Origin of the sequence: Goekera deserti (genome assembly GCF_010685995.1) — a bacterium.
GTDB lineage: Bacteria > Actinomycetota > Actinomycetes > Mycobacteriales > Geodermatophilaceae > Goekera > Goekera deserti.
This window is the reverse complement of sequence record NZ_JAAGWK010000010.1, coordinates 1-26,225: the sequence shown is the minus strand read 5'-3', so window position 1 is coordinate 26,225 and position 26,225 is coordinate 1. Positions and strand designations below refer to the sequence as shown.

Here is a 26,225-nt window from a genome sequence, read left to right as displayed (position 1 = left end):
CTGCTGCTGGTCGGGTGCGGCTTAGGCCGCGGGGACGGTGCGCTCGGCGCGGGGTGCGGCGGCGAGCGGTGCCGGGCGGCTGATGGCCCGGGCCTGGGCGGCGGCCGCGCTGGTGAACGCCGCGCGCGGTGTCCGGACGTCGGAGAGGCCCACGGTGTCCCGGCCGAGCAGCAGGGCGGTGGCCCACCCCGCGGCGACCCGCCACTTCCGCTCCCAGGTGGGGACGGCCAGCACGTGGTAGCCGCGGTGCACCAGCCAGGCCGGGAACCCGCGGACCACCAGCGGGCCGGACTGGAAGACCCCGTGGCCGAGCCCGAGGGTGGCCACCGCCCCGAGGTCGCGGTGCCGGTAGCTGCGCGGGCTGCGACCGCGCAGGGTGCGCACCAGGTTCTCGGCCAGCAGCTTGCCCTGCCGGACGGCGTGCTGGGCGTTGGGCACGGTGGTGCCGTCGATCCCGCCGCCGGTGAGGTCGGGCACCGCGGCGTCGTCGCCGGCCGCCCAGGCGCCCGGCACCACGGAGGTGGCGGTGCCCACCCGCAGGTCGGCCCGGGTGCGGATCCGGCCGCGGGCGTCGGTGGGCAGGTCGGTGTGCCGCGTCACCCGGGGGTCGGCGACGACGCCGGCGGTCCAGACCAGCAGGCCGGTGTCCAGCGTCCGCCCGTCGGACAGCAGCAGCCGGTCGCCGTCGACGGAGACCAGCTGGGTGTGCAGGTGCACGTGCGCCCCGCGCCCGGCCAGGTGGCGCAGCACCCAGCGGCTGGTCCGCTCGGACACCTCGGGCAGGATCCGGCCGGAGGCCTCCACGAGGTGGAAGTGCGTCTCGGCCGGGCTCAGCTCGGGGTAGCGCCGCAGCAGCGCGGTGGCCAGCGACCGGAGCTCGCCGAACGCTTCGATGCCGGCGTAGCCGCCGCCGACGAACACCACCGTCAGCAGCCGCTCCCGCTCCGGCCCGGGCGGGAGGCCGGCGGCGGTGTCGACGTTGCGCAGCAGGGTGTCCCGGATGAAGACCGCCTCCTCGATGGTCTTCAGGCCGACGGCCCGCTCGGCGACGCCGGGCACCGGGAACGTCCGGGTGACCGCACCCGCGGTGACCACAACCGTGTCGTAGCCCAGCGACGACGCGGTGCCGTCGGGCAGCTCGACGTCGAGCCGGCGCTGCGCGTGGTCGACCCGGGTGACCCGGGCGGTGAGCAGCCGGGTGGACCGCAGGTGGCGGCGGAAGGACACGACGCTGTGCCGTGGCTCGATCGACCCGGCCAGCACCTCGGGCAGGAACGGCTGGTAGGTCATGTACGGCCGGGGGTCGACCAGGGTCACCTCGGCCTCGCCCGGCCGCAGCGTCTTCTCCAGCCGCCACGCGGCGTAGAAGCCGGCGTACCCGCCACCCACGATCACGATCCTGTGCACGATGTCTCCTCGGTCCGTCGGGAGGCGCTGCGTGCCGGGGGTGGCCCGTCGCCTCTGCCGATGACGGTGGCCCGGGCCGGGACGGGGGAGCCAGGAGATGGGACGATCGCGGCCGGTTCGTCCCGTCCACGTGCGCCGACGGCGGAGGAGGTCCCCCGGGTGACCCGCAGCCAGCCCCGCCCCGCCGAGCGACCCGGCACCGCCCCCGGGCCGCCGGTACCGCGCGCGGGCACCGGTGCCCGGCGGGGGCCCTCGGAGCAGACGCGGCGCCGGGTCTTCCTCGCCGTCGGTGCGCTGGTGGAGCGGTTGGACCACCGGTCGGTCACCGTCGACGCCGTCGCGCGGGCCTCGGGTGTCGGCCGGTCGACCATCTACCGGCACTGGCCCTCCCGGCAGGTGCTGGTCCTGGAGGCGTACTCCTGGACGACCAACCGCGTGACGCCGCTGCCCGACACCGGCGACGTGGTGGAGGACCTGCGGGTGTACCTGTCCGAGCTCGCATTCTGCACCAGCTTCGGCGGGGCCGCGCCGACCGTGGCCGGGTTGCTGGTCGACGCCCTGGAGGACGCGGAGTTCGCCGTGGCCTTCCGCCGGGTCCTGGTGGGGGAGCGACGCCGGGCGTTCGCGACGATCCTGGCCCGCGGGCAGCAGCGCGGCCAGGTCCGCCCCGACCTGGACCGGGACGCCGCCGTCGACGCCCTCTACGGTGCCCTGCACCACCGGCTGCTGATGAGCGGTCAGCCGGTCGACGGGCCCTTCGTCGCCGCGCTGGTCGACGTGGTGACCCGGGGGCTCGTCGCGCGCCCCGCGGACGACGGGAGCGCTGCCGCTGCCCGGACACGGGAGAGGCCCCGGTCAGCGGACTGACCAGGGCCTCCCGGTGTGGGGTGAGTGACGGGACTTGAACCCGCGACATCCAGGATCACAACCTGGCGCTCTACCAGCTGAGCTACACCCACCATCGCCCGGACCGGCTCACGCCTGACCCGCGGACGCCGCAACGATACCCGAGGGGTGCCGCGTCCCCGTCAGGCCGGGGTCGAGGGGTCCACGGCGTGCTCGTCGGCGGCCAGCAGCTCGGCGTACCGGGCGACGACGGTGCCGGACGCGGCCTGCGCCTGGTCGCTGGTCGGGCCAGGTGCCGGCACGAAGACGGTCTGCTGGTAGTAGGCCAGCTCGCGCACCGACTCGACGATGTCGGCCAGCGCGCGGTGGGCGAGGCCCTTGGGCGGCTGGGAGAAGTACACCCGGGGGAACCAGCGGCGCGACAGCTCCTTGATCGAGGAGACGTCGATCATCCGGTAGTGCAGGTACGCGTCCAGCTCGGGCATGTCCCGGGCCAGGAAGCCACGGTCGGTGGCGATGGAGTTGCCGCACAGCGGGGCCGAGCGCGGCTCGGGCACGAACCGCTTCACGTAGGCGAGCACCTGCTCGGCGGCCTGCTCCATCGTCACGGTCGAGGCGCGCACCGCCTCGGTCAGCCCGCTCTTGGCGTGCATCGCGGTCACCACGTCGCCCATCCGGGCCAGGGCCTCGTCGTCGGCGTGGATGACGATGTCCAGGCCCGGGTCCAGCACGTTCAGGTCGGAGTCGGTGATCACCACCGCGACCTCGATGAGCGCGTCGGTGAGCACGTCCAGCCCGGTCATCTCGCAGTCGATCCAGACCAGGCTCTGCGGGTTCTCTGCCACGTCGAAGGACCCTACGGCGTGCTCGCGCGGGCACCCCGCGGACACACCTGACGCACGGGCACCGCGCGGCACACCCCGAGCCCGCGGACCGGCTGTCCGGCCAGGTCGCCCGGCTACGCTCACGGCTCCTGCACCGAGACAGCGGAGTCGCTCGTGTCTGCACCCACCCGTCCTGCCCCGGCGGTCACCGCACCGGCGTCCCCCCGCGAGGCGCTGCGGCACCCGGTGCAGCTGGTGCGGTGGCTGTGGCGGGACTACATGACGCCGGGCCTGCCCGGCCGGGCGACCACCGCCACCGAGCTGCGCTGGATCTACACGGCCTGGCTGGTCGCGTTCGCGCTCAAGATGGTCGGCAGCACCTGGGACGTCTCCTGGCACTTCCGGTGGTTGCGCGACGACCTGGCGCCCCCGCACCTGCTCAACTCCGCCGGCACGGCCATGGTGGTGGGCCTGGTCGTCTTCCACAGCTACGCCGGGTACGGGGTGGACCGCCGGGCGCTGCGGCTCATGCAGGCGGGCATCGGCACCTTCCTGGTCGCGATCCCGATCGACCTGCTCAACCACCGCCTCAACGGGCTGGACATCACCAGCTGGAGCCCCAGCCACGCCCTGCTCTACACCGGGACGGCGATCATGCTGGCCGGCGCGATCCGCGGCTGGTGGCTGTACGCCGCCCCGGGCCGCACCCGCGACCGGGTCTCGCTGGGGTTGTGGCTGTTCTTCCTGGAGAACGCGCTGTTCCCCAACCAGCACCAGGAGTACGGCGTGCTGTCGCTGGCCGACTACCGGGCCGGGCAGACCACCGCCGAGCCGTCGCTGCTGGACTTCGCCCTGTCCCAGGGGCAGACGCCCACCCAGTTCATGCTGCCGGTGCCGCCGTGGGTGCACCCCGCGTGGCTGGTCTGCGTCTGCCTGCTCACCCTGGTCGTCGCCCGGCGGGTGGTGGGCCTGCGCTGGACGGCCACGCTGCTGGCCGCCACGTACCTCGGCTACCGGGCGGTGGCGTGGGGCCTGCTGGAGGTCGGGGGTTTCCCGCCCTCGGTGCTGCCGGTGATGCTGCTGGCCGGCGCGGTGGTGGTCGACCTGGCGGTGACCCGCAGGCTGCCCGGCTGGGTGGGCGGTGTGCTGGCCGGTGGCGTCACCTTCCTCGCCGCCCTCGTCCAGGACCTGCTGGCCGTCATCCCGCCGTGGAACTGGTGGTCGGCGGGGCCCGTCGTCCTCGGGTTCGCGGTGCTGTGGGCCGGCCTGGACCGGCTGGAGCGCAGTGCGTGGGCGGCGTCCTGGCGCGCCCCGGTGGAGCTTGCCCCGGCAGCCGGGCCGGCGACGGACGCGGTCGGCCGCGCCGCCGACGTCCCGGCCGGTCCGTCGGCGGCGGAGCCGGGCTCCCATGTCGTACGGTCGGGGCGGTCCCCGCGCCGGTGACCTGACCGGCCGACGCGCGCCCCGGTCCGGGCCGCAGCCCCTGCCGGCCCTCGCACCCCCCCTGGAGGACCTCTCGTGCTCGTCCTGACGCCCGCCCCGCTGGAGACGGCGGCCGAGCGCGCGTTCTTCACCGAGCTGGCGGGGTGGGAGACGGGCGGCGCGACGCGCGGGGCGGTGGTCGCCGCCCTCCCGGTGGTCGACGGGCCGATGGAGCGCCGGCAGGCCGACGCGGTGGTGTTCGTCCCGGAGGGTCTCGCGGTCGTCCGGGTGGTCGAGGTCGTGCGGCAGTCCGGCGTGGTCACCGCGCTGCCCGAGGGTGCGTGGACGATCGGCCCCGGTGCCGGGCCCGGTGACGTGCTGCGCCTGTCCGGTGGTGGGTCCACCCCGCTGGACGGCCTGATGCGCGCCGGCATGGACGCCGCCGTCCGGCTGCGCCGTGCCGGGCTCGAGCCCGGTCGGATCGCCCGGCTGACCGTGCTGCACGGCGCGGTCACCGGCCTGCTGCCCGCCGACGGCGACCTCGGTGAGGGCGACCAGGTGGCCCTCGTCGAGCCCCGCTCGCTGCTGCTGGCGATCGCCCGCGTCGCCCGGCACGCCGGCACCGACAACCCCCGGCTGTGGACGACGGCGGACGTGCGCGCAGCCCTGGAGGCGCTCGGGCTGCAGGGCCGGTCCCCGTCGGTGGAGGAGCTCAACGGCGAGGGGTTCCCCTACTCGCCCTACGTGCTGCGCCGGCCGGACCTGCTGACCCCGGCGGCGATGGCCGCGGCACCCCCGCGCTACGGCGGCCCCACCGCCGCACCCCAGTCCGCCGCCGTGCCACCGGCGGCCGTCCCGCCGTCGGCACCCGCGGCGGTGCCCGCGCCCGCGCCGGCACCCGGCCCGCCGCTGGTCGACCCCGCGGCCGCGGCGCGGGTCGCGCACGCCGCGGTGCAGGCGCAGCAGCAGAGCCCCGGCACCGAGCGGATCGCCGGCAGCACGGCGCCGGCCTGGGCCGGCAACGAGGTGGTCGAGCAGACCGGCGGGCTGGGCGGGCTGTTCGGCGCCGCGCCGGCCGGGTCCACGCCGCACCCGGCGACCGAGGCGGCCCCCCGCGGCGACGCGCCCGCGCGCGAGCGGCCGGCCGCGGCCCCGGCGCCCCGCGAGGCGCCGTCCGGGCAGCAGGCACCCTCGTCCTGGCACCAGGCGCCGGGCTCGTGGCAGCAGGCCCCCCGGCAGCAGGAGTCCTGGCAGCCGGCGTCCCCGCCGGTGCAGCAGGGCGGCTGGCAGCAGCCGGCCACGCCGCAGCAGCAGGGCGGCTGGCAGCAGCCGGCCGCACCGGTGCCGGGCACCTCGGTGTTCTCCGGCTCCGGCACCTTCCTGGAGGAGGACGAGCCTGCCGGGACCGGGAGCTCCGACCGGTCGCGGCGCACCCTGCTGGTGGTCGTGGCCAGCCTCGTGGTGCTCGTCCTGGCCGCCGGCGGCGGCGTGCTGCTGCTCGGCCAGACCGGTGGCGACACGGCGGAGGCCGGCCGCACCGGCACGCCCAGCGCGTCGGCGCCGGCCACCCCCGCGGCACCGACGGTGGGCGGCGTGCAGACCCTGGACGACGTGGCCTACACGCTGCAGGCGGGCACGACCGAGCCGACCTGCCGGGACAACTCCTACGGCCAGGTGGCCGGGTTCTTCGCCGCCACCGACTGCCAGCAGCTCGTCCGCGCGCTGTTCTCCGCCGAGATCGACGGCCTGCCGGTGGTGATCGCGGTGTCGGAGGTCGAGATGCCCGACGCGGCCGCCGCGCAGCAGCTGCGCACGGTGGCCAACACCGACGGCACCGGCAACGTCAACGACCTGCTGCGGGAGGGCGTCAGCTACCCAGGGGCGCCGGCCCGGCTCACCGACGCCGCCTACGACAGCCTGCAGCGCGGCTCGACGGTGCTGATCGTGGAGGCGGCCGCCGCCGGACCCGGTGGTCCCCCCGACGCCGTGCTGGAGGAGCTGGCCTCCGACGCGCTCGGCCTGGAGCTGCCGGAGCCCGCCGGCGGCTGACCGGTCAGCTGCTCGTCGGGCGCACCCCGGAGGAGGCGGCGGCCACGGCCATGCCGGTGAGCAGGTCGGCCATCTGGGCCCGGGGCAGCTGGCCCGCGCTGTGCGGGGTGGAGTTGATCAGCCCGAACACCGCGTGCGCCCGGGCCCGGCAGGTCCGCGTACCGGCCGCCGGGTCCAGCCGGCCGATGACGGCGACCCACTCCTCCACGTAGCGCCGCTGCAGCCGGCGCACCTGGGCGGCGTCGCTGTCGCCGAGCTGGCCGAGGTCGCGGTCCTGCACGGTGATCAGCGAGGGGTTGTCCAGGGCGAAGTCGACCTGGAAGGCGACCAGCGCGGCCAGCTGGGCGGCCGGGTCGTCCCCGGCGGCGGCCACCGTCGCCCGGCCACCGGCCAGCAGCCGCTCGCTGATCCGCAGCAGCATCTCGGCCAGGACGGCGTCCTTGCTGGCGAAGTGCCGGTAGATCGCCGGGCCGGTGACCCCGACGGCGGCCCCGATGTCGTCGACGCCCACCGCGCGTGAGCCGCGCTCGGCGAACAGCTGGGCGGCGGCCCGCAGGATCTGCTCGCGCCGGGAGGGCCGGGCGGCGTCCAGGTGCAGGGCGGAGTCGGGCGCGACGGGCGTCGGGGCGGGCTCCGACGGCATGGCCGGATGCTACTCGCGGGTAAACCACTGTTCACGGTGGCGGCCCCAAGTGAACCGTGGTTAACCTACGGTGGTGGACGCACCGGTGCTCGTGAGCACGCCTCCCGCCGACCCGGACGCCCCCGCGCGGAACGCCGCGGCGCACGGCTCCCTGGTGGCCGACCTGGCCGACCAGCTGACCCGGGTCGCGGCCGGTGGCGGCGAGAAGGCCCAGGCCAGGCACGTGTCCCGGGGCAAGCTGCTGCCCCGGGAGCGGGTGGACGCCCTGCTCGACCCGGGCAGCCCGTTCCTCGAGCTCTCGCCGATGGCCGCGCACGGTCTCTACGACGGGGACGCCCCGGCCGCGGGCATCATCACCGGCGTCGGGCGGGTGCAGGGGCGGGAGTGCGTCGTCGTCGCCAACGACGCGACCGTCAAGGGCGGCACCTACTACCCGATGACGGTGAAGAAGCACCTGCGGGCGCAGGAGGTGGCGCTGCACAACCGGCTGCCGTGCCTGTACCTGGTCGACTCCGGCGGGGCGTTCCTGCCCCGCCAGGACGAGGTCTTCCCCGACCGCGAGCACTTCGGCCGGATCTTCTACAACCAGGCGACGATGTCGAGGGCCGGGATCCCGCAGATCGCCGCGGTGCTCGGCTCGTGCACCGCCGGTGGTGCCTACGTGCCGGCGATGAGCGACGAGGCGGTGATCGTCCGCGGTCAGGGCACGATCTTCCTGGGCGGGCCGCCGCTGGTGAAGGCGGCCACCGGTGAGGTCGTCACGCCCGAGGACCTCGGCGGCGGCGACCTGCACTCCCGGGTCAGCGGTGTCACCGACCACCTCGCCGAGGACGACGCGCACGCGCTCCAGGTGGTGCGCCAGATCGTCGGCACGCTCGGCCCGCGCAGCGCCCGGCCGTGGGAGGTGCACCCGACCGAGGAACCGGCGTACCCGCCCGAGTCGGTCTACGAGGTGGTGCCGCCGGACAGCCGCACGCCCTACGACGTGCGCGAGGTGATCGCCCGGCTGGTCGACGGCAGCCGGTTCCACGAGTTCAAGGCGCTCTACGGCCAGACCCTGGTCACCGGCTTCGCCCGGCTGCACGGGCACCCGGTGGGCATCGTGGCCAACAACGGCATCCTGTTCGGCGAGTCCGCGGTCAAGGGCGCGCACTTCATCGAGCTGTGCGACCGGCGCTCGGTCCCGCTGCTGTTCCTGCAGAACATCTCCGGCTTCATGGTCGGCCGCGACTACGAGGCCGGCGGCATCGCCAAGCACGGCGCCAAGATGGTCACCGCCGTCGCCGGTGCCCGGGTGCCCAAGCTGACGGTGGTGATCGGCGGGTCCTTCGGCGCCGGGAACTACTCGATGTGCGGCCGGGCGTACTCGCCGCGCTTCCTGTTCACCTGGCCCAACGCCCGCATCTCGGTGATGGGCGGCGAGCAGGCCGCCAGCGTGCTGGCCACCATCCGGCGCGACGGGCTCGAGGCGCGCGGGGAGCAGTGGCCGGCGGCCGAGGAGGAGGCCTTCAAGGACCCGATCCGCCAGCAGTACGAGGAGCAGGGTCACCCCTACTACGCCACCGCCCGGCTCTGGGACGACGGCGTGATCGACCCCGCGCAGACCCGCACCGTGCTCGGCCTCGCCCTGTCCGCCTGCGCCAACGCGCCGTTGGAGGACGTCGGCTACGGCGTCTTCCGGATGTGAGCAGCCCGCTGATGTTCGAGACCGTGCTCGTGGCCAACCGGGGCGAGATCGCCGTCCGGGTGATCCGCACGCTGCGCCAGCTGGGCATCCGCTCGGTCGCGGTGTACTCCGAGGCCGACGCCGGCGCGCTGCACACCCGGGTGGCCGACGTCGCCGTCCCGATCGGGCCGGCGCCGGCCGTGCAGAGCTACCTGTCGGTGGAGCGGGTCGTCGAGGCCGCCCGGCGCACCGGCGCGCAGGCGGTGCACCCCGGCTACGGCTTCCTGTCCGAGAACGTGGAGCTCGCCCGGGCGCTGGAGGCCGCCGGCATCGTGTTCATCGGGCCGCCGGTGGCCGCCATCGAGGCCATGGGCGACAAGATCCGCGCCAAGCAGACCGTGTCCGCGGCCGGCGTCCCGGTGGTGCCCGGCCGCACCGAGCCGGGCATGGACGACGCCGCGGTGGCCGCCGCCGCCGTCGAGGCCGGCTTCCCGGTGCTGCTCAAGCCGAGCGCCGGCGGCGGTGGCAAGGGGATGCGGGTGGTGCGCTCGGCCGACGCGCTCGCCGAGGAGATCGCCGGTGCCCGCCGGGAGGCCCGCAGCTCCTTCGGCGACGACACGCTGCTGGTGGAGCGCTACATCGGCAACTCCCGGCACATCGAGATCCAGGTGCTCGCCGACACCCACGGCACCGTGCTGCACCTCGGCGAGCGCGAGTGCAGCCTGCAGCGCCGGCACCAGAAGGTGGTGGAGGAGGCGCCGTCGCCGCTGCTCACGCCGCTGCGCCGGGCCTCGATGGGCCGCGCCGCGGTCGAGGCCGCCCGGTCGGTCGGCTACACCGGTGCCGGCACGGTGGAGTTCATCGTCGACGCCGACGACCCGGACGCCTTCTACTTCCTGGAGATGAACACCCGGCTGCAGGTCGAGCACCCGGTCACCGAGTGCATCACCGGGCTGGACCTGGTCGAGCAGCAGCTGCGGGTCGCGGCCGGCGAGCCGCTGCGGATCGACCAGAGCGACGTCGTGCTGGACGGGCACGCGATGGAGGCCCGGCTCTACGCCGAGGACCCCGCCCGGGGGTTCCTGCCGCAGACCGGCACTGTGCTCGGCCTGCACGAGGCCACCGGGCCCGGGGTGCGGGTCGACTCGTCGCTGGCGGTGGGCAGCGTGGTCGGGCCGGACTACGACCCGATGCTGGCCAAGGTCGTGGCCTGGGGCCCGGACCGGGCCACCGCACGCGCCCGGCTGGTCGGTGCGCTGGGCCGCACCTCCGTGCTCGGCGTGCCCACCAACGCCGCGTTCCTGCGGGCACTGCTGGCCGACGCCGACGTCGTCGCCGGCCGGATGGACACCGGCCTGATCGAGCGCCGCGGCGAGCTGCTCACCGGCACCTCCGGCCCGCCCCCGCCGCACGTGTTCGCCGCGGCCGCGCTGGCGCTGCTGCTCGACCAGGAGCCGCCGGGCACCGGCGGGGTGCGGGCGGGGTCCGGGGGCAGGGCGGAGGTCGTCGACCCGTGGGACGTGCCCGGCGGGTGGCGGCTGGGCGCCCCGGCGTGGATGCGCCGGCTGCTGCAGGCCGGCGGCTCCGACGTCGTCCCGGTGCGCACCCGTGGCCGGGCGGGCGACGCCGAGGTGGCGGTCGGCGGTGGTGACCCGCAGCGGGCCCGGGCACACCGGGTCGGTGACGAGCTGGTGGTAACCCTGGACGGGGTCAGCAGCCGGTACCGCACCGTGCGGGACGCCGCGACCGTGTGGCTCTCGGTCGAGGGCCACTCGGTGGCCGTGCACGAGCGGCAGCCGCTGACCGCCGCCGCGGCGGCCGGTGGCGGGGACGGGACGGTGAGCGCCCCGATGCCGGGCACGGTCACCGTCGTGCGGGCATCCGTCGGCGACCAGGTGAGCGCGGGGACCCCGCTGCTGGTCGTCGAGGCGATGAAGATGGAGCACGTGCTGACCGCGCCGATCGACGGCACGGTCACCGAGCTCGCTGTGACGGCCGGCCACCAGGTCCGGCTGGACGAGCGGCTGGCCGTGGTCACCCCCACGGGTGCCGCATCCGAGCAGGGGGAGTGACGATGCTGGACTACCGGCTCGACGACGAGACCGAGACGCTGCGCAAGGTCGTCCGCGAGTTCGCGCTGGAGGTGGTGGCCCCGCAGATCGGGGACTTCTACGAGCGCGACGAGTTCCCGACCGACATCGTGCGGCAGATGGGCGAGCTCGGGCTGTTCGGCCTGCCTTTCCCGGAGGAGTACGGCGGCTCGGGTGGCGACTACTTCACCCTCTGCGTCGCGCTGGAGGAGCTGGCCCGGGTCGACTCCTCGGTGGCGATCACGCTGGAGGCCGGTGTCTCCCTCGGCGCCATGCCGATCTACCGGTTCGGCACCGAGGAGCAGAAGCAGCAGTGGCTGCCGCGGCTGTGCGCCGGTGAGGCGCTGGGTGCCTTCGGCCTGACCGAACCCGGTGGCGGCTCGGACGCCGGCGCCACGAAGACCACCGCGAAGCTCGAGGACGGGCACTGGGTGCTCAACGGCTCGAAGGCGTTCATCACCAACTCCGGCACCGACCTGACCGAGTTGGTCATCGCCACCGCCGTCACCGGCACCCGGCCCGACGGCGGCAAGGAGATCTCCGCGATCCTGGTGCCCAGCGGCACGCCGGGCCTCGCGGTCGGCAAGCGGTACTCCAAGGTGGGCTGGAACGCCTCGGACACCCGCGAGCTGAGCTTCACCGACGTGCGGGTGCCGGAGGAGAACCTGGTCGGCGGGCGCGGCCGCGGGTACGCGCAGTTCCTGCAGATCCTGGACGAGGGCCGGATCGCCATCTCGGCCCTCGCCGTCGGCCTGGCGCAGGGGTGCGTGGACGAGTCGGTCAAGTACGCCGCCCAGCGCGAGGCGTTCGGCCGGGCCATCGGCAAGAACCAGGCCGTCCAGTTCATGATCGCCGACATGGAGGTGCGGGCCTCGACCGCCCGGCTGGCCTACTACCGGGCCGCGGAGAAGATGCTGCGCGGTGAGCCGTTCAAGCGCGAGGCCTCCATCGCCAAGCTCTACAGCTCGGAGATGGCGATGGAGAACGCCCGCTACGCCACCCAGGTGCACGGCGGCTACGGCTTCATGAACGAGTTCCCGGTCGGCCGGTTCTACCGCGACGCGAAGATCCTGGAGATCGGCGAGGGCACCAGCGAGGTGCAGCGGATGCTGATCGCCCGCGACCTCGGCGTCGGCTGACCCACCCCGCCCTCGCCTCCGGCCCTCGCGAGTGGGTGGGGGCCCGTCCCGGCGCGCGCGGAGCTGCTACCAGACGGATGGGTCCGGCGGGTGGCGCAGGGGGCTCCTGGGGCCGGAGGGTCCGGTGGGGCGGGTGGCTGGTGAGGGGCCTGCGCGTCACGCTCTCAGGAACGTGGCTGGAGGTCACCTGTGGGCCACGCTCCGGGACGACTCGCGGCGATGGTCGTCGGGAGCCGACAGGAGACCTCCGATGGCGCCGCACCGAGCCCCCACGCCCGCAGCCCGTCCCGCCCGCCGGCGGGTGGTCCGGGGTGTCGCCGTCGGTGCCGGTCTGCTCGTCGTCACCGGCCTGTCGGCTCCCGCGGCGCTCGCGGAGAAGGCCGCTGACAGCACGAGGACGACCGAGGCCAAGAAGACGACCTCCAGCTCGGCGCCGCTGACCACCGCGCCGACGGTCGAGAAGGCCAACGGCAACGGCAACGGCAACGGCAACGGCAACGGCGGTGGCACCGGGGGTGCCGGCGGCAACGGGCAGGGTGCGGCGAACGGCAACGGGGTCGGCGACGGCACCGGCAACGGCGCTGGCGCGACCAACGGTAACGGCAACGCCAGCACGCCGACGACCACGACGGCGCCGACGACCACGACGGCGCCGACGACCACGGCTGCGCCGACGACGACCGAGACCGCCGCCACGACCACCCCCTCGTCGACCGAGGCCCCGGCCACCAGCCCGAGCGCGACGCCCACGACACCGGTCGTCGACCTCAGCGGCTTCTTCGGCACCGGCAAGCGGGCCATGGTGCAGGTCGACTCGCCCACGGGCACGGTGCCGGGCGACCTCGACCGGTCCGGCGCGACGTTCGACGTCCTCCCGGTCGGAGCTCCTGCCGGGCGTCCGGCCGGTGTCTGCGTGACCGACCCGAGCGGTGGGTGCACCGTCCACCGTGCCGACGACGAGCCGGGGGAGCAGGCCGACCTGCCGGCGGGCGCCTACTCCGTGGTGCAGACCTCGGCGGCTCCCGGCCTGGTCGCCATGACCGCCCCGCAGCCGATGACGGTCCGCGAGCAGTGCGAACGGGACGACATCATGTGCGCGCTCTTCGGCCGACAGGAGTCCCTCGAGGTCCTCAACGCGGCACGCTTCCGCACCGAGGTGTCGCTGGAGCTCACCGACGCCCTCACCGGCGCTCCGGTGGTCGGCGCGGCGTACGCGCTCACCGGGCCCGGGTACCGGCAGCACGTCGAGCAGGACGATGACGTCGAGGTGCTCCGGGACGAAGCGGTGATCGCGGCCTCCGCCAGCCGGACGGCGACGGTCCCCACGACCGAGCTGTCCGCCATCAGCGACGAGGACGGCACCGTGCGCTTCACCGGGTTCTTCCTCCCCGGCGCGTACGAGGTCACCCCGAGCACGGCGGCCGACGGGTACCAGCTCGGCGAGCCCCGGTCGATCACGATCGAGGAGACCGAGGCACCCGCCATCACGCCGGTCGAACTCACAGGCGAGCTGTTCCTCGCCGTCAGCGCGGCGACGTCTGCCAGCTCCTCGCCGGCCGGCTCGTCGTCGGCTTCTCTGTCGTCCAGCGCCTCGTCGTCGAGCTCGTCGTCGGCCAGCGCGTCACAGAGCCCGGCGCCGACCACGGCCGCCCGCCCCGCCGACACCGCGACCACCCAGGCGGTGCCGACCGGCGCTCCCCTGCCGACGGCCGTGACCACGGCGACCGCCCCGGCGCCGCGCACCGCCTCCGTGCCCAGCGGCAGTGCGCCGAGCCCGGCCGAGACGGCCGCTGTGCCGTCGGTCGGGGCGCCGGCCGCCGTGGGTGCGCCGCCCGTGGTGGCCGGCGGTGGGTCCGTCGCGTCGGACCCGGCCGGCCGGGTGCCGGCAGCTCGCGCCGCCGGCCGGGCCCCGTCCCTCACCGACGACGGTGGGCTGGTCCTGATCACCCCGGGCCAGTCGACGGCTGTCACCGCGCCGTCCACCGGCCCGGCCACCGCCGGTGCCCCGGCGGCCGGCGGCGCGCCGTCCGGCGCGGCCCAGGAGCAGCTGGCCACCGAGCCCCAGCTGCGGACCGTGGCCAGCGCGGTCACGATGACCGGCGTCGTCGCCTTCGGCCTGGCGTTCGTGTTCCTGCTGGTGCCGATAATCTTCTTCCTGGTGCGGCGACGTGGCCAGCACGCCGGCTGACCTGGCCGCGCGGGGCTGGTGGGTCCGCTCCTCGCTGCCGGGACCCGCAACCCGCCTGCAGTGGGTCGGTGTGCTCTCCACCGACTTCCCGCCCGGCTCGGTGGTGGACCTGCCGCACGGGCCGCGCCCCCCGGCCTGGCAGGTCCGCGTGGTCGCTGACGGCGACGGGGACCGGGTGCACGAGGTCGAGGTCGCCGCACCCGCGGCGCCACTGCTCTGGTACGTCGAGGTGCCCGAGCCGGACGCGGGGCCGGCGGCGACGACGCTGCTGGCGTTCTCCGACGAGCGGCACCCCGACGGCACCGTGCGCACGCTGGCCGAGGCGCGGGCGGAGGGCGTGACCGGCACCGAGCAGGTCGCCGCCGTGCGCTGGTGGCCCGGCGACGGGCTGGTGCACCAGCTCTACGTCGCCGAGCCCGCCCGCCGGCGGGGGATCGCCGGCAAGCTGGTGCAGGCGGCGTACGGCGTGCAGGCGGCCCGCGGGCTGCCCGAGCTGCACGCCGACGGCCGGCGCACCGAGCTGGGTGAGCAGTGGCGCCTGGCGCTGCCGGCCCACGTGGCCCTGCGCTTCGCCGACCTCACCGAGGTCGCCGCGCCGATGACGCCGGTCGGCTGAGGGCGCCCGGCGCTCACGCGGTGACGTCGACCAGCACCTTGCCCACGACACCGTCCTGCACCGCCTGGTGCGCGGCCGCGGTCTCGGCCAGCGGGAACACGTGCAGCGGCAGGCCGGCATCGGGGCCGACCCGTACGGCGCCGTCGAGCACCGCGGCGGTGACGTCCTCGACCGCCAGCGCCTTGGCCCGGCGCGGCTCGGTGTAGACCAGCACGAACTGCCACCGGGCGTTGGTGATCATCGACGCGCGCACCGGCACGGTCACCTCCGCGCCGCCGTCGTCGGCGTACATCGCCACCGCCCCGCCCTGGGCGACCACCTGCGCGTCCACGGCGGCGTTCGCCGCGGCCGACACCTCCACGACGGTGTCCACGCCGTCCGGTGCGATCCGCCGCACCTCGGCGACGACGTCCTGCTCGGTGTAGGTGATCACGTGCGAGGCGCCGGCGGCCGCGGCGAGCTGGGCCTTGCGCGGCCCGCTGACCGTGGCGATCACGGTGGCGTCCGCCCAGCGGGCCAGCTGCACGGCGGCGTTGCCGACCGCACCCGCACCGCCCTGCACCAGCACCGTACGGCCGGCCAGCGAGCCGGGGCCCAGCCGGTCGGGCAGCGACTCGGCCACGGTCAGGCAGCGGTGCGCGGTGAGGAACGGGATGCCGAGGGCGGCGCCGAGCTCGAACGACGCGTCAGGCCCGAGCAGCACCGCCTGGCCTGCCGGGACGACGGTGTGCTCGGCGGCGGTGCCGTACCGGCGCTGCCACGCGGCCTCCCAGACCCACACCCGCTGACCGAGCACGGCCGGGTCGACGCCCGCACCGACGGCTTCCACCCTGCCCGCGCCGTCCTGGCCGGGGGTCTGGCCGTCCGGACCCGGCTGCGCGGTGCTCCGGGACTTCCAGTCGGTCGGGTTGACCCCGGCCACGGCGAGCCGGACGCGCACCTCGCCCGGGCCCGGCTCGGGCACGGGCCGCTCGACCAGCTGCAGGACGTCGGGGCCACCGGGACGGGTGTGGGTGATCGCGCGCATGCCCCGTTCCTACCCGCGCGGCCCCCGGGGCGCCCAGCGGCGCCGTCCGTGGTGCACGATCACCGCCAGCGGCCCAACCCGCGAGCCGCTGACCTGGAGGTCCTCAGTGAAGTACGGCGTGTTCCTTCCCAATGCGACCAACGGCTTCATCCTCAGCAACGGCAGTCCGCAGTACCTGCCGAGCTTCGAGCACAACAAGGCGATCGTGCAGGCGGCCGAGGCGCAGGGCCTGGACTTCGCGCTGTCGATGATGAAGCACAAGGGCCCGGGCGGGACCAGCGACTTCTGGGGGTCCTGCCTGGAGTCCTTCTCGCTGATGTCCGGGCTGGCAGCGGTCACCGAGCGGATCGAGCTGATCCCCAGCGTCACGCTGCTCGCCACGCACCCGGCCGTCGCCGCGCGCATGATCGCCACGCTGGACGACATCAGCGGTGGGCGGGCCGCGCTCAACCTGGTGACCGGCTGGAACAAGCCGGAGTACGAGTCGCTGGGCCTGTGGCCGGGCGACGAGTACTTCGACCGCCGCTACGAGCTGGCTGCCGAGTACGTGCAGGTGCTGCGCCGGCTCTGGACCGAGGACGACGTGCACCACGCCGGTGAGTTCTTCCAGCTGGCGGGCGCGACGATCAAGCCCAAGCCGCGGCGCGCCGTCCCGCTGGTGTGTGCCGGGCAGTCGCCCAAGGGCCAGGACTTCACCGCGGCGGTGGGCGACTACAACTTCGTGATGGCCGCCCCGGACGACCTGCGCGGCATCGTCGACGGCCTGCAGACCTACGCCACCGGGCACGGCCGGTCCGGCGTCGGCACCTACGCCCTGTACTGCATGATCGCCGAGGAGACCGACGCCGAGGCCGACCGGCTCTGCCAGTCGATCATCGACACGGCCGACCTGGACGCGATCGCGCACCTGACCGGTGCCGCCGCGATCGACACCAACACCGGCGGCACCAGCACGCAGCTGCTGAAGAGCCTGGAGCGCCCCGCGGTGGAGGGGAACATGACGTTCCTGTCCTTCCCGGTGATCAAGGGCTCCTACGAGTCGGTCGCCCGCCAGCTCGACGAGCTGGTCGAGCGCACCGGCATCGACGGGATCCTGCTGACCTGGCCGGACTTCGTCGACGGCGTGACCAAGTTCGGCGAGCGGGTGATGCCGCTGCTCACCACCGCGGCGTCGCAGACCCGGCTGGCGTCGCAGGCCTGAGCGAGGGGCGGGCCCGGGCGCACCGCCCGGGCCCGCCCCGCCCCTCACATGCGGGCGAGCTCGGCCGTCAGGGGCGCGAGCCCCAGCGAGCCGAGGTCGAGCACCGCGCGGTGCCAGGCGGCGAGGTCGAAGTCGTCGCCGGCCCGCAGCCGGGCCTGCTCCCGGCAGGTCAGGAACACCCGCTCGCCGACCTTGTAGACCGGTGCCTGGCCGGGCCAGCCGAGGTAGCGGTGCAGCTCGTCGACCAGCATCGCGTCCTCCATGGACACGTGGTGGCGCAGGAAGGCCAGGGCCACGTCGTAGGTCCAGCGCGGGCCCTCGGCGGCGCCGGGCGGGATCGGCAGGTCCAGGTGCACGCCAATGTCCAGCACCACCCGGGCCGCGCGCAGCTCCTGGGCGTCCAGCATGCCCAGCCGGTCGCCCGGGTCGTCGAGGAAGCCGAGCTCGCCCATCAGCCGCTCGGCGTACAGCGCCCAGCCCTCGGCGTGCGCACTGCACAGCGCGAGCAGTCGCTGCCAGCGGTTGAGCAGCGCGGCGTTGGCCACCTGCTGGCCGATCTGCAGGTGGTGGCCGGGGGCCCCCTCGTGGAAGACCGTGGTCGTCTCGCGCCACGTGGTCATGTCGGTGACGCCGTCCGGCAGCGACCACCACATCCGCCCCGGCCGGCTGAAGTCCTCGGTCGGCCCGCTGTAGTAGACGCCCTCGCCGCTGGTCGGGGTGAGCAGGCCCTCGATGCGGCGCACCCGCGGGTCCAGGTCGAAGTGCGTCCCGTCCAGGGCGGCGATCGCCTGGTCGGCGGTGCGCTGCAGCCACTCCTGCAGGGCCTCGCGGCCACGGACCATCCGCGCCGGGTCGGCGTCCAGGGCCGCCATCGCACCCGCGATGCCCTGCCCCGGGGCGATCGACTCGGCCACGGCCTCCTTCTCCGCGCGCACCCGGGCCAGCTCCTCCCAGCCCCAGGCGTACGTCTCGTCCAGGTCGAGGTCGGCGCCGGTGAACCAGCGGGACTCGACCGCGTACACCTCCCGGCCCACGCCGTCGGCCTCGGGCGCCCGCGGCAGCAGGTCGCGCTCGACGGCGTCGGCGAAGGCGTGCATCGCGGCACCGACGCCCTCGGCAGCGCGGGCGAGGTCGGCGGCCAGCGGCCCGGAGACCGCAGCGCCGGCCACCAGGCCGGCGTAGAAGCCGGGGCGCGCGGGGTCGCCGGCCCACTTCCGGGCGCTGGCCGCGGCCAGCCGCAGCTGGCGCGCCGCCGGGACGCGGCCGGCGTCGGTGAGCCCGGCGAGGTAGCCCTGCAGCGCGTCGGGGAGCGCGGTGAGCCGGCGGGCGACCACCGCCCAGTCGTCCTCGGTGTCCACCGGCATGAGGTCGAAGACCACCCGGAACTCCTGCAGCGGGCTCTGCGTGCTGTTGAGCTGTGACTGGGCCAGGCCCGCGTCGTACCGGGCGAGCTCCGCGCCCAGCCGCTCCAGCATCGCGCCGCGGGCCACCTCGTCGCGCCGGTCCACCGGCTCGGTGCGCTGCACCGCGGCGATCGTGCGGCGCAGCAGCCCGGCGTGCGCCTCGTGACCCGCCGTCGTCAGGTCCGGCCAGCGGTCGTCGTGGCCGGGCACGCCGATGTAGGTGGCGATCACCGGCTGGGAGGCGGCGTACTCGTCGACGTAGGCGTCGGCGAGCCGGTCGAGGGGGGACGCCGGGCGGGTGGGTTCGGTCACCCCGGTCACGCTAGTGCGCCCGCGGGCCGCCGTCCCGGCCGAGCAGGTCGCGCAGGGCCGGCTCCAGGTGCGGGAAGGTGAACGCGAAGCCCGCCTCGGCCAGCCGGGCCGACACCACCCGGCGTCCGGTGAGCGCCAGCGCCGGGTCGGTGCGCAGCAGGACGGCGCCCAGCCGCACCAGCAGCGCTGGTGTGGGCGGCGCGGGGGGCCGGTGCAGCACCCGTCGCAGGGTGGCCATCAGCTCGCGGTTGCGCACCGGGTTCGGTGCGCTGGCCACCACCACCCCGGACAGCGGCGGGCCCTCGGGCTCCAGGACCGCGGCGACGATCCGCAGCCAGTCGGTGACGTGTACCCAGCTGGTCCACTGGTCGCCCGAGGCGATCCGCCCACCGAGCCCCCAGCGCACCAGGCCGGCCAGCCGGTCCAGGGCCGGGGTGTCCCGGTCGAGCACCACGGCGGTGCGCAGGACCACCTGCCGCTCGGCGTGCACGCCCCGTGCGGCGTCCTCCCAGGCGCGGGCGACGCCGGCCATCTGGGGCGGGCCGTCGGCCGGTGGCGTGTCCTCGGTGCAGAGCTGCTCGCCGGCGTCGCCGTGCACTGCCACGGTGGTGACCTGCACCCACACCGGCAGCGGCTCGGCCAGCTGCGCGGCCGCCGCCCTCAGTGCGGCCGTCGGCTGCACCCGCGAGCGCGTGAGCAGCTCCACCGCAGCCGGGGTGGGCCGGCGGTCGACCAGCTCGCCCGCCAGGTTCACCAGCGCGGCACCGGCGAGCTCGGCCGCCCAGGGCCCCACGGTGACGCCGTCCCAGGCGACCTGGCGGTGCGGGCCGGGGCGCGGGCTGCGGGTGAGCACCACCACCTCGTGGCCGCGGGCGGCGAGGTCGTCGGCCAGCCGCCGGCCCAGCGCGCCGGACCCGCCGGCGAGCACGACCCTCACCGGCGGCCAGGACCGGTCGGCGGGATGGCGTCCATGCGGCCGGACCGTAGCAGCGGAGCCGGTGCGCGCACCCCACCCCGGACCCTGCCCGCACTGCTGGTCAGGTTAGCCTGCCCTAACATGTCCCGGGTCGGCTGAGCGCCGACGCCCATCCGTGACAGAGCCTCCGGAGGACCCGCGTGACCACCCTGACCGACCCCGGCTCCGCGCCGGTACAGCACGCGACCGCACCCGTCCCCGCCGCCGGCGGGCACCTGCTCAACGACGCCACCGTGCGCGCCTACCGCCGGGCGGTGACCGACGCCGTGGAGCTGGTGGCCGGCGCCATGGCCGCCACCACCCGCCCGGCCACCGGGATCACCCCGGCGGAACTGGCCCGCGAGGTCGACGCCGTCGACCTGGACCGGCCGCTGCACGACGCCGGGGCCGCACTGGCCGAGATCGGCCGGCTGTACCTGCGCGACGCCGTCTGGTTCCACGAGCCGACCTACCTGGCGCACCTGAACTGCCCGGTGGTCATCCCCGCCGTGCAGGCCGAGGCCGTGATCGCCGCGGTCAACTCCTCGCTGGACACCTGGGACCAGAGCGCCGGCGGCACCCTGATCGAGCAGCGGCTGATCGACTGGACGGCGGCCCGGATCGGCTTCCCGGCCGGCGACGGCGTCTTCACCAGCGGTGGCACCCAGTCCAACCTGCAGGGCCTGCTGCTCGCCCGCGAGGAGGCGTGCGCCCGGCTGCGCGGCGCCCGACCGGACCGGCCCCGGCTGCCCGAGCTGCTCGGCGGCCTGCGCGTGTTCGCCTCCGACGTCAGCCACTTCAGCGTGTGCACCTCTGCCGCACTGCTCGGCCTCGGTGAGGACGCCGTCGTCGAGGTGCCCACCGACGAGCACCGCCGGATGCGGCCCGATGCCCTGGCCGACGCCCTCGCACGGTGCGCCGCCGAGGGCCTGACCCCGATGGCCGTGGTGGCCACCGCGGGCACCACCGACTTCGGCAGCATCGACCCGCTGACCGAGGTCGCCGCCCTCTGCGCGGCCACCGGCACCTGGCTGCACGTGGACGCCGCCTACGGCGGCGGGCTGCTGGTCGCCCCGCGGCGCCGCCCGCTGCTGGCCGGCATCGAGCTCGCCGACTCGGTGACCGTCGACTTCCACAAGACCTTCTTCCAGCCGGTCAGCTCCAGCGCACTGCTGGTCCGCGACCCGGCGTCGCTGCGGCACGTGACCTTCCACGCCGACTACCTCAACCCGGCCGAGCCGGTCGGGCTGCCGGTGCCCAACCAGGTGGACAAGAGCCTGCAGACCACGCGGCGTTTCGACGCCCTCAAGCTCTGGACGACGCTGCGGGTGATGGGCGCCGACGCGGTCGGCGAGCTGTTCGAGCAGGTCGTCGACCTGGCCGCGCAGGGCTGGGTGCTGCTGGCGGAGGACCCGCGGCTGGAGGTGGTGGTGCGCCCGCAGCTGTCCACGCTGGTGTTCCGGTACGTGCCCGCCCGGCCCTGCCCGCCGGAGCTGGTGGACCAGCTCAACCGGCACGTGCGGGCCGCGGTGGCCGCCTCCGGGCAGGCGGTCCTCGGCGGCACCACCGTCGACGGCCGCGCCCACCTCAAGGTCACCCTGCTCAACCCGGAGACGACGATCGACCACCTGGCCGACGTGTTCGCCCTGGTGCGCACGCACGCCGAGGTGTTCCTGGCCGGCACCCCGGGCGGGGTGCCGGCATGAGCGGCCCCCACGTGCACGACGTCATCGGCATCGGGCTCGGGCCGTTCAACCTGGGCCTGGCCTGCCTCGCCGAGCCCACCGAGCTCGACGCCCTGTTCCTGGAGCAGCGGGACGACTTCTCCTGGCACCCCGGCATGCTGCTGCCCGGCGCGACCCTGCAGGTGCCCTTCCTCGCCGACCTGGTCTCGCTGGCCGACCCCACGTCGCCGTTCTCCTTCCTCGCCCACCTCAAGGAGGAGGGCCGGCTCTACCGGTTCTACATCCGCGAGCAGTTCGCCCCGCTGCGCGCGGAGTTCGACCGGTACTGCCGCTGGGCCGCCGGCCGGCTGCCCACGGTCCGGTTCTCCCGGCACGTGCACTCGGTCGAGCACGACGGCGACCACTACCTGGTGCACAGCATCGACACCCGCACCGGTGACCGGCTGACCGACCGGGCGCACCGGCTGGTGCTGGGCACCGGCACCCCGCCGTGGGTGCCGGACCCCTGCCGCGAGCTGCTGGACGGCGTCTCGGTGGTGCACACCGGGGGCTACCTGCCGGCGCGCGAGCAGCTGCAGCACTCGGGCTCGATCACCGTGCTCGGCAGCGGGCAGAGCGCCGCGGAGGTCTACCGCGACCTGCTGCCCGACGCCCGGCGGCTGGGCTACCAGCTGGACTGGGTCACCCGCTCGCCGCGGTTCTTCCCGCTGGAGTACACCAAGCTGACCCTGGAGATGACGTCGCCGGACTACGTCGACCACTTCCACGCCCTGCCGGCCGGTCGCCGGGAGGCGCTGCTGGCGAGCCAGCACGGGCTGTACAAGGGCATCGACGCCGCGCTGGTCGACGAGCTGTACGACCTGCTGTACGAGCTCGACCTGGACGGACCGCCGCCCACCCGGCTGATCACCTCCAGCGAGCTGCAGACCGCCACCCGGGACGACGCCGGCGGGTACGTGCTCGGCCTGCGCAACACCGACCAGGACCGGGTGTTCGAGCACCGCACCGCCTCGCTCGTGCTCGCCACCGGCTACCGGCACACCGTGCCGGACTTCCTGGCCCCGGTGCGCGGCCGGCTGCGGCTGGACGACGCCGGCCGCTTCGACGTGCGCCGCGACTACAGCGTCGACGTGGGCGGGGGAGAGGTGTTCGTGCAGAACGCCGAGCTGCACACCCACGGCTTCGTGGCCCCCGACCTGGGCATGGCCGCCTACCGCAACTCGTGCATCCTGCGCTCGCTGCTGGGCCGCGAGGTCTACCCGGTGGAGCGGTCGATCGCCTTCCAGACATTCGGGTCGCCGGCGCGGGAGCCGGCCGAGGCACTCCGGTGAGCCCGGTCGTGTTCACCCGGGACGTGCCGGGGCTGGGCGAGTTCGCCCTGCGGCCGGTCCAGGTCGGTGCCGACGCCGCCCTGCTGCACCGCTGGGTCACCGCCCCGCGGGCCCGGTTCTGGCAGATGCAGGACTGCTCGCCGGCCCAGGTCGCCGCGGCCTACGCCGAGATCGACGCCGACCCCACCCACGACGCGCTGCTCGGCCTGGTGGACGGCAGCCCGCAGTTCCTGGTGGAGCGCTACGACCCGGCGCACGACCCGGTCGGCGCCGTGTACCCCGTGCGTCCCGGCGACGTCGGCATGCACGTGCTGGTCGGCCCGGCCGACGTGCCGCGCCCGGGGTTCACCACCGAGGTGATGCGCACGGTGATGGCGTTCCTGTTCGACGACCCGTCCACCACGCGCGTGGTGGTGGAGCCCGACGTCGGCAACACCGCCGTGCACGCCCTCAACGCCCGGGTCGGCTTCGTCGTGCACGACGTCGTCGACCTCGGCACCAAGCAGGCGCTGCTGTCCAGCTGCACCCGCGACCAGTTCACCGCCACGATCGTCCCCGACGGGAGCCCCTCGTGACCTCGCTCGCCGAGCACGCCACCGACCACAGCACCGCCCACCTCACCCCGCAGGCGTGGGCCGCCGCCGACCGCCACCTGGTGGCCAAGGCGCTCGCCGAGTTCGCGCACGAGCGGCTGCTGGCGCCGCGCCCGCTGGGCGGGGACCGGTACGTCGTGCGCAGCGACGACGGCCGCACCGAGTACCACTTCGCCGCCCGACGGCGGGCGCTGGACCACTGGTCGGTCGACCCGGCCAGCATCGTCGCGCTGCGCGGCGCCGACATCGACGCCCCGGACGCGCTGCGCTTCGTGCTGGACCTGCGCAGCACCCTCGGCCTGTCCGACGCGGTGCTGCCGGTGTACCTGGAGGAGCTCAGCAGCACCCTGGCCCGCCGCGCGTTCCAGGCATCCCGGCCGCAGCCCACCGCCGAGGAGCTGGTGGACGCCGACTTCCAGGCCGTCGAGGCGGCGATGACCGAGGGCCACCCGTGCTTCGTGGCCAACAACGGCCGGCTCGGCTTCGACGCCGCGGAGTACCGCGCCTACGCCCCGGAGGCCGCCGAGCCCGTCCGGCTGACCTGGCTGGCGGTGCGCCGGGACCGCTCCCGCTGGTCGTCCAGCGCGGGCCTGGCCGAGCAGGAGTTCCACGCCGCGCAGCTCGACGCCGGTACCCTCGCCCGGTTCGACCAGCGGCTGCGCGCCCTGGAGCTGGACCCGGCGGACTACCGGCTGCTGCCCGTGCACCCCTGGCAGTGGACCAACCGGGTCGCGGTCACCTTCGCCGCCGCGCTGGCGCACCGGGACCTCGTCGAGCTCGGTGAGGGCGACGACGAGCACCGCGCGCAGCAGTCGATCCGCACCCTGTTCAACGTCAGCGACCCGCACCGGGACTACGTGAAGACGGCGCTGTCGGTGCTCAACATGGGCTTCGTGCGCGGGCTGTCGGCGGAGTACATGGCCGTGACCCCGGCGATCAACGACTGGGTGCACGAGCTGGTCAGCGGCGACGAGGTGCTGGCCGCCCGCGGGTTCAGCGTGCTGCGCGAGCGGGCCGCCGTCGGCTACACCGACCGCTGGTACACCGACGCCACGGTGCCCGGCTCGCCGTACCGGAAGATGCTGGCCGCGCTCTGGCGGGAGAGCCCGGTGCCCACGCTGCGGCCCGGGCAGCGGCTGGCCACGATGGCCTCCCTGCTGCACGTCGACGCGGCGGGCCGGCCGTTCGTCTCGGCCCTGGTCGCCCGCTCCGGGCTGGCCCCGGCGCAGTGGCTGCGGCGCTACCTGGAGGCCTACCTGGTGCCGGTGCTGCACTGCTACTACGCCCACGACCTGGTGTTCATGCCGCACGGGGAGAACCTGGTCCTCGTGCTGGAGGACGGCGTCCCGGTGCGGGTGGTCATGAAGGACATCGGCGAGGAGGTCGTGCTGATGCACCCGGACACCCCGCTGCCGGCCGAGGTCGAGCGGATCCGCGCCGACGTGCCGGAGGAGCTGCGGCTGCTGTCGGTGCAGACCGACGTGTTCGACTGCTTCCTGCGGTTCCTGTCCGCGCTGCTCGACGAGGACGGCGTGCTCGGCGAGCACGAGTTCTGGGCCACCGTCGCTGCCTGCGTGCGCGACCACCAGGCCGAGGTGCCCGAGCTGGCCGGGGCGTTCGCCCGCGGCGACCTGTTCGCCCCCACGTTCGCGCTGTCCTGCCTGAACCGGCTCCAGCTGCGGGACAACCGGCAGATGGTCGACCTGGCCGACCCGGCCGGTGGACTGCAGTTCGCCGGTGAGCTGGTCAACCCGCTGGCGGCGCACCGCTGACGCACCGCCCGGGGGCCGTCGCGGCCGGCTCCCGGGCACGCCGCAGCAGCAGGTCGCGGGGGACTGCCGGGACAGGCGTGGCGGCCGGGGCGGGCACGTTGCGCAGCCGTCGGATCGGACTAACCTCGCAGGTCCGGCGCCCACGAGGGATCGTCGTCCCGACCACTCGATCCCGTCCCGGCCAGCCCCGGGCCGACCGCTGGCCACTCCGCCGGGACCCGCCGACGCTGCAGCCACCGTCCGAGAGGCACACATGACCAGCGACGTCCAGGTCCCGACGCAGGCCCCGCCCGCTCCGACCCCGCCGGTCCCGGTGGGGCTCACGCTCGACGAGTCGGTGCTCGTCGACGACGACGGCCCGGCCGACACCGACGTCGAGGACGCACCGCCGACGGCCGCCGTCGAGGACGAGTGGGACGACGACGAGTCCGCGGCACTGCGCAAGGCCCGGCACGACGCCGAGCTGACCGCCTCCACCGACTCGGTGCGCGCCTACCTGAAGCTGATCGGCCGGGTCCCGCTGCTGGACGCCGTGCAGGAGGTCGAGCTGGCCACCCGGATCGAGGCCGGGCTGTACGCCACCCACCTGATGGAGACCGCCGCCGGGAGCGGCAAACCGCTGTCCCCGACCCGGAGGCGCGAGCTCGCCTGGGTCGCACGGGACGGTGTCGCGGCCAAGAACCACCTGCTGGAGGCGAACCTGCGGCTGGTGGTGTCGCTGGCCAAGCGGTACACCGGCCGGGGCATGGCGTTCCTGGACCTGATCCAGGAGGGCAACGTCGGGCTGATCCGCGCGGTGGAGAAGTTCGACTACACCAAGGGCTTCAAGTTCTCCACCTACGCCACCTGGTGGATCCGGCAGGCGATCACCCGCGCGATGGCCGACCAGGCCCGCACCATCCGCATCCCGGTGCACATGGTCGAGGTGATCAACAAGCTCGGCCGCATCCAGCGGGAGATGCTCCAGGACCTGGGTCGTGAGCCCACCCCGGAGGAGCTGGCCAAGGAGATGGACATCACCCCGGAGAAGGTGCTGGAGATCCAGCAGTACGCCCG

General features: G+C 75.1%; 20 protein-coding genes and 1 tRNA gene. 14 read left to right on the top strand and 7 right to left on the bottom strand.

Going from position 1 to position 26,225, the window contains the following annotated elements:
* Window positions 1-21: 21 nt before the first annotated feature.
* Window positions 22-1,407: an NAD(P)/FAD-dependent oxidoreductase gene (locus tag G1H19_RS07385; RefSeq protein ID WP_162392686.1), complete on the bottom strand. Its 1,386-nt coding sequence runs from the start codon at window positions 1,405-1,407 to the stop codon at window positions 22-24.
* 159 nt (window positions 1,408-1,566) lie between these two features.
* Here G1H19_RS07385 and G1H19_RS07380 point away from each other — a divergent pair, with 159 nt between their 5' ends.
* A complete protein-coding gene (locus tag G1H19_RS07380) occupies window positions 1,567-2,274 on the top strand; it encodes a TetR/AcrR family transcriptional regulator (RefSeq protein ID WP_162392685.1) in 708 nt (235 codons plus the stop codon).
* 16 nt (window positions 2,275-2,290) lie between these two features.
* Here the strand turns inward: G1H19_RS07380 and G1H19_RS07375 are convergent.
* Window positions 2,291-2,366, bottom strand: a tRNA-His gene (locus tag G1H19_RS07375).
* Window positions 2,367-2,435: 69 nt separating this feature from the next.
* A complete protein-coding gene (gene orn / locus G1H19_RS07370; protein ID WP_162392684.1) occupies window positions 2,436-3,098 on the bottom strand; it encodes an oligoribonuclease in 663 nt (220 codons plus the stop codon).
* A 153-nt stretch (window positions 3,099-3,251) separates the two neighbouring features.
* Here orn and G1H19_RS07365 point away from each other — a divergent pair, with 153 nt between their 5' ends.
* Both G1H19_RS07365 and G1H19_RS07360 read left to right on the top strand, forming a co-directional pair.
* Window positions 3,252-4,520 (top strand): hypothetical protein, encoded by a 1,269-nt coding sequence (locus G1H19_RS07365; protein WP_193616505.1) that lies wholly within the window; start codon window positions 3,252-3,254, stop codon window positions 4,518-4,520.
* A 75-nt stretch (window positions 4,521-4,595) separates the two neighbouring features.
* Complete coding sequence (locus G1H19_RS07360) at window positions 4,596-6,548, top strand: hypothetical protein (RefSeq protein WP_162392683.1); 1,953 nt, start codon at window positions 4,596-4,598, stop codon at window positions 6,546-6,548.
* Window positions 6,549-6,552: 4 nt separating this feature from the next.
* Here G1H19_RS07360 and G1H19_RS07355 read toward each other — a convergent pair whose 3' ends face one another.
* Complete coding sequence (locus G1H19_RS07355) at window positions 6,553-7,191, bottom strand: SACE_7040 family transcriptional regulator (protein ID WP_152729769.1); 639 nt, start codon at window positions 7,189-7,191, stop codon at window positions 6,553-6,555.
* 73 nt (window positions 7,192-7,264) lie between these two features.
* Here G1H19_RS07355 and G1H19_RS07350 point away from each other — a divergent pair, with 73 nt between their 5' ends.
* The 5 genes from G1H19_RS07350 to G1H19_RS07330 all read left to right on the top strand — a co-directional run bounded on the left by G1H19_RS07350 (window position 7,265) and on the right by G1H19_RS07330 (window position 14,890).
* Entirely contained in the window at window positions 7,265-8,878 is a 1,614-nt protein-coding gene (locus G1H19_RS07350) for a carboxyl transferase domain-containing protein (RefSeq protein ID WP_162392682.1), read from the top strand.
* The gene (locus G1H19_RS07345) at window positions 8,875-10,929 is read left to right on the top strand and encodes an ATP-binding protein (protein ID WP_235928039.1); all 2,055 of its coding nucleotides are present in this window, start codon (window positions 8,875-8,877) and stop codon (window positions 10,927-10,929) included. The genes G1H19_RS07350 and G1H19_RS07345 overlap by 4 nt, the downstream gene beginning before the upstream one ends.
* Before the next feature lie 2 nt (window positions 10,930-10,931).
* Entirely contained in the window at window positions 10,932-12,086 is a 1,155-nt protein-coding gene (locus G1H19_RS07340; protein WP_152730015.1) for an acyl-CoA dehydrogenase family protein, read from the top strand.
* A gap of 250 nt (window positions 12,087-12,336) precedes the next feature.
* On the top strand, window positions 12,337-14,274 hold the full coding sequence (locus G1H19_RS07335; RefSeq protein WP_152729768.1) for a collagen binding domain-containing protein: 1,938 nt from the start codon (window positions 12,337-12,339) through the stop codon (window positions 14,272-14,274).
* Window positions 14,255-14,890, top strand: coding sequence for an N-acetyltransferase (locus G1H19_RS07330; protein ID WP_152729767.1), 636 nt, complete (start codon window positions 14,255-14,257; stop codon window positions 14,888-14,890). The genes G1H19_RS07335 and G1H19_RS07330 overlap by 20 nt, the downstream gene beginning before the upstream one ends.
* 13 nt (window positions 14,891-14,903) lie before the next feature.
* Here the strand turns inward: G1H19_RS07330 and G1H19_RS07325 are convergent, their stop codons facing one another.
* Window positions 14,904-15,917, bottom strand: coding sequence for an NADPH:quinone reductase (locus G1H19_RS07325; protein ID WP_152729766.1), 1,014 nt, complete (start codon window positions 15,915-15,917; stop codon window positions 14,904-14,906).
* Between the two features lie 118 nt (window positions 15,918-16,035).
* Here G1H19_RS07325 and G1H19_RS07320 point away from each other — a divergent pair, with 118 nt between their 5' ends.
* Window positions 16,036-17,118, top strand: a complete 1,083-nt coding sequence (locus G1H19_RS07320) for an LLM class flavin-dependent oxidoreductase (protein WP_204282658.1) — start codon at window positions 16,036-16,038, stop codon at window positions 17,116-17,118.
* A gap of 44 nt (window positions 17,119-17,162) precedes the next feature.
* On the opposite strand, the gene G1H19_RS07315 is transcribed toward G1H19_RS07320, so the two are convergent.
* Window positions 17,163-18,833 (bottom strand): DUF885 domain-containing protein, encoded by a 1,671-nt coding sequence (locus G1H19_RS07315; protein ID WP_162392680.1) that lies wholly within the window; start codon window positions 18,831-18,833, stop codon window positions 17,163-17,165.
* A 10-nt stretch (window positions 18,834-18,843) separates the two neighbouring features.
* On the bottom strand, window positions 18,844-19,770 hold the full coding sequence (locus tag G1H19_RS24440) for an epimerase (protein WP_162392679.1): 927 nt from the start codon (window positions 19,768-19,770) through the stop codon (window positions 18,844-18,846).
* Between the two features lie 179 nt (window positions 19,771-19,949).
* On the opposite strand from G1H19_RS24440, the gene G1H19_RS07305 reads away from it, so the two are divergent.
* From G1H19_RS07305 to G1H19_RS07285, 5 genes are all read left to right on the top strand, one after another.
* Window positions 19,950-21,494, top strand: coding sequence for a pyridoxal phosphate-dependent decarboxylase family protein (locus G1H19_RS07305; protein ID WP_322099356.1), 1,545 nt, complete (start codon window positions 19,950-19,952; stop codon window positions 21,492-21,494).
* On the top strand, window positions 21,491-22,804 hold the full coding sequence (locus tag G1H19_RS07300; protein WP_152729764.1) for a lysine N(6)-hydroxylase/L-ornithine N(5)-oxygenase family protein: 1,314 nt from the start codon (window positions 21,491-21,493) through the stop codon (window positions 22,802-22,804). Before G1H19_RS07305 ends, G1H19_RS07300 begins: the two co-directional genes overlap by 4 nt.
* Window positions 22,801-23,379, top strand: a complete 579-nt coding sequence (locus G1H19_RS07295) for a GNAT family N-acetyltransferase (protein WP_162392678.1) — start codon at window positions 22,801-22,803, stop codon at window positions 23,377-23,379. Before G1H19_RS07300 ends, G1H19_RS07295 begins: the two co-directional genes overlap by 4 nt.
* Window positions 23,376-25,169, top strand: a complete 1,794-nt coding sequence (locus G1H19_RS07290) for an IucA/IucC family protein (RefSeq protein WP_162392677.1) — start codon at window positions 23,376-23,378, stop codon at window positions 25,167-25,169. Before G1H19_RS07295 ends, G1H19_RS07290 begins: the two co-directional genes overlap by 4 nt.
* Before the next feature lie 253 nt (window positions 25,170-25,422).
* Window positions 25,423-26,225: RNA polymerase sigma factor (locus tag G1H19_RS07285; RefSeq protein ID WP_204282657.1), on the top strand; the 803-nt coding region annotated here is incomplete at its 3' end.

Coding starts and splice junctions, on each gene's coding strand:
- G1H19_RS07355 (WP_152729769.1), bottom strand. CDS start 7,191: ATGCCGTCGGAGCCCGCCCCGACGCCCGTCGCGCCCGACTCCGCCCTG.
- G1H19_RS07340 (WP_152730015.1), top strand. CDS start 10,932: ATGCTGGACTACCGGCTCGACGACGAGACCGAGACGCTGCGCAAGGTC.
- G1H19_RS07335 (WP_152729768.1), top strand. CDS start 12,337: ATGGCGCCGCACCGAGCCCCCACGCCCGCAGCCCGTCCCGCCCGCCGG.
- G1H19_RS07325 (WP_152729766.1), bottom strand. CDS start 15,917: ATGCGCGCGATCACCCACACCCGTCCCGGTGGCCCCGACGTCCTGCAG.
- G1H19_RS07300 (WP_152729764.1), top strand. CDS start 21,491: ATGAGCGGCCCCCACGTGCACGACGTCATCGGCATCGGGCTCGGGCCG.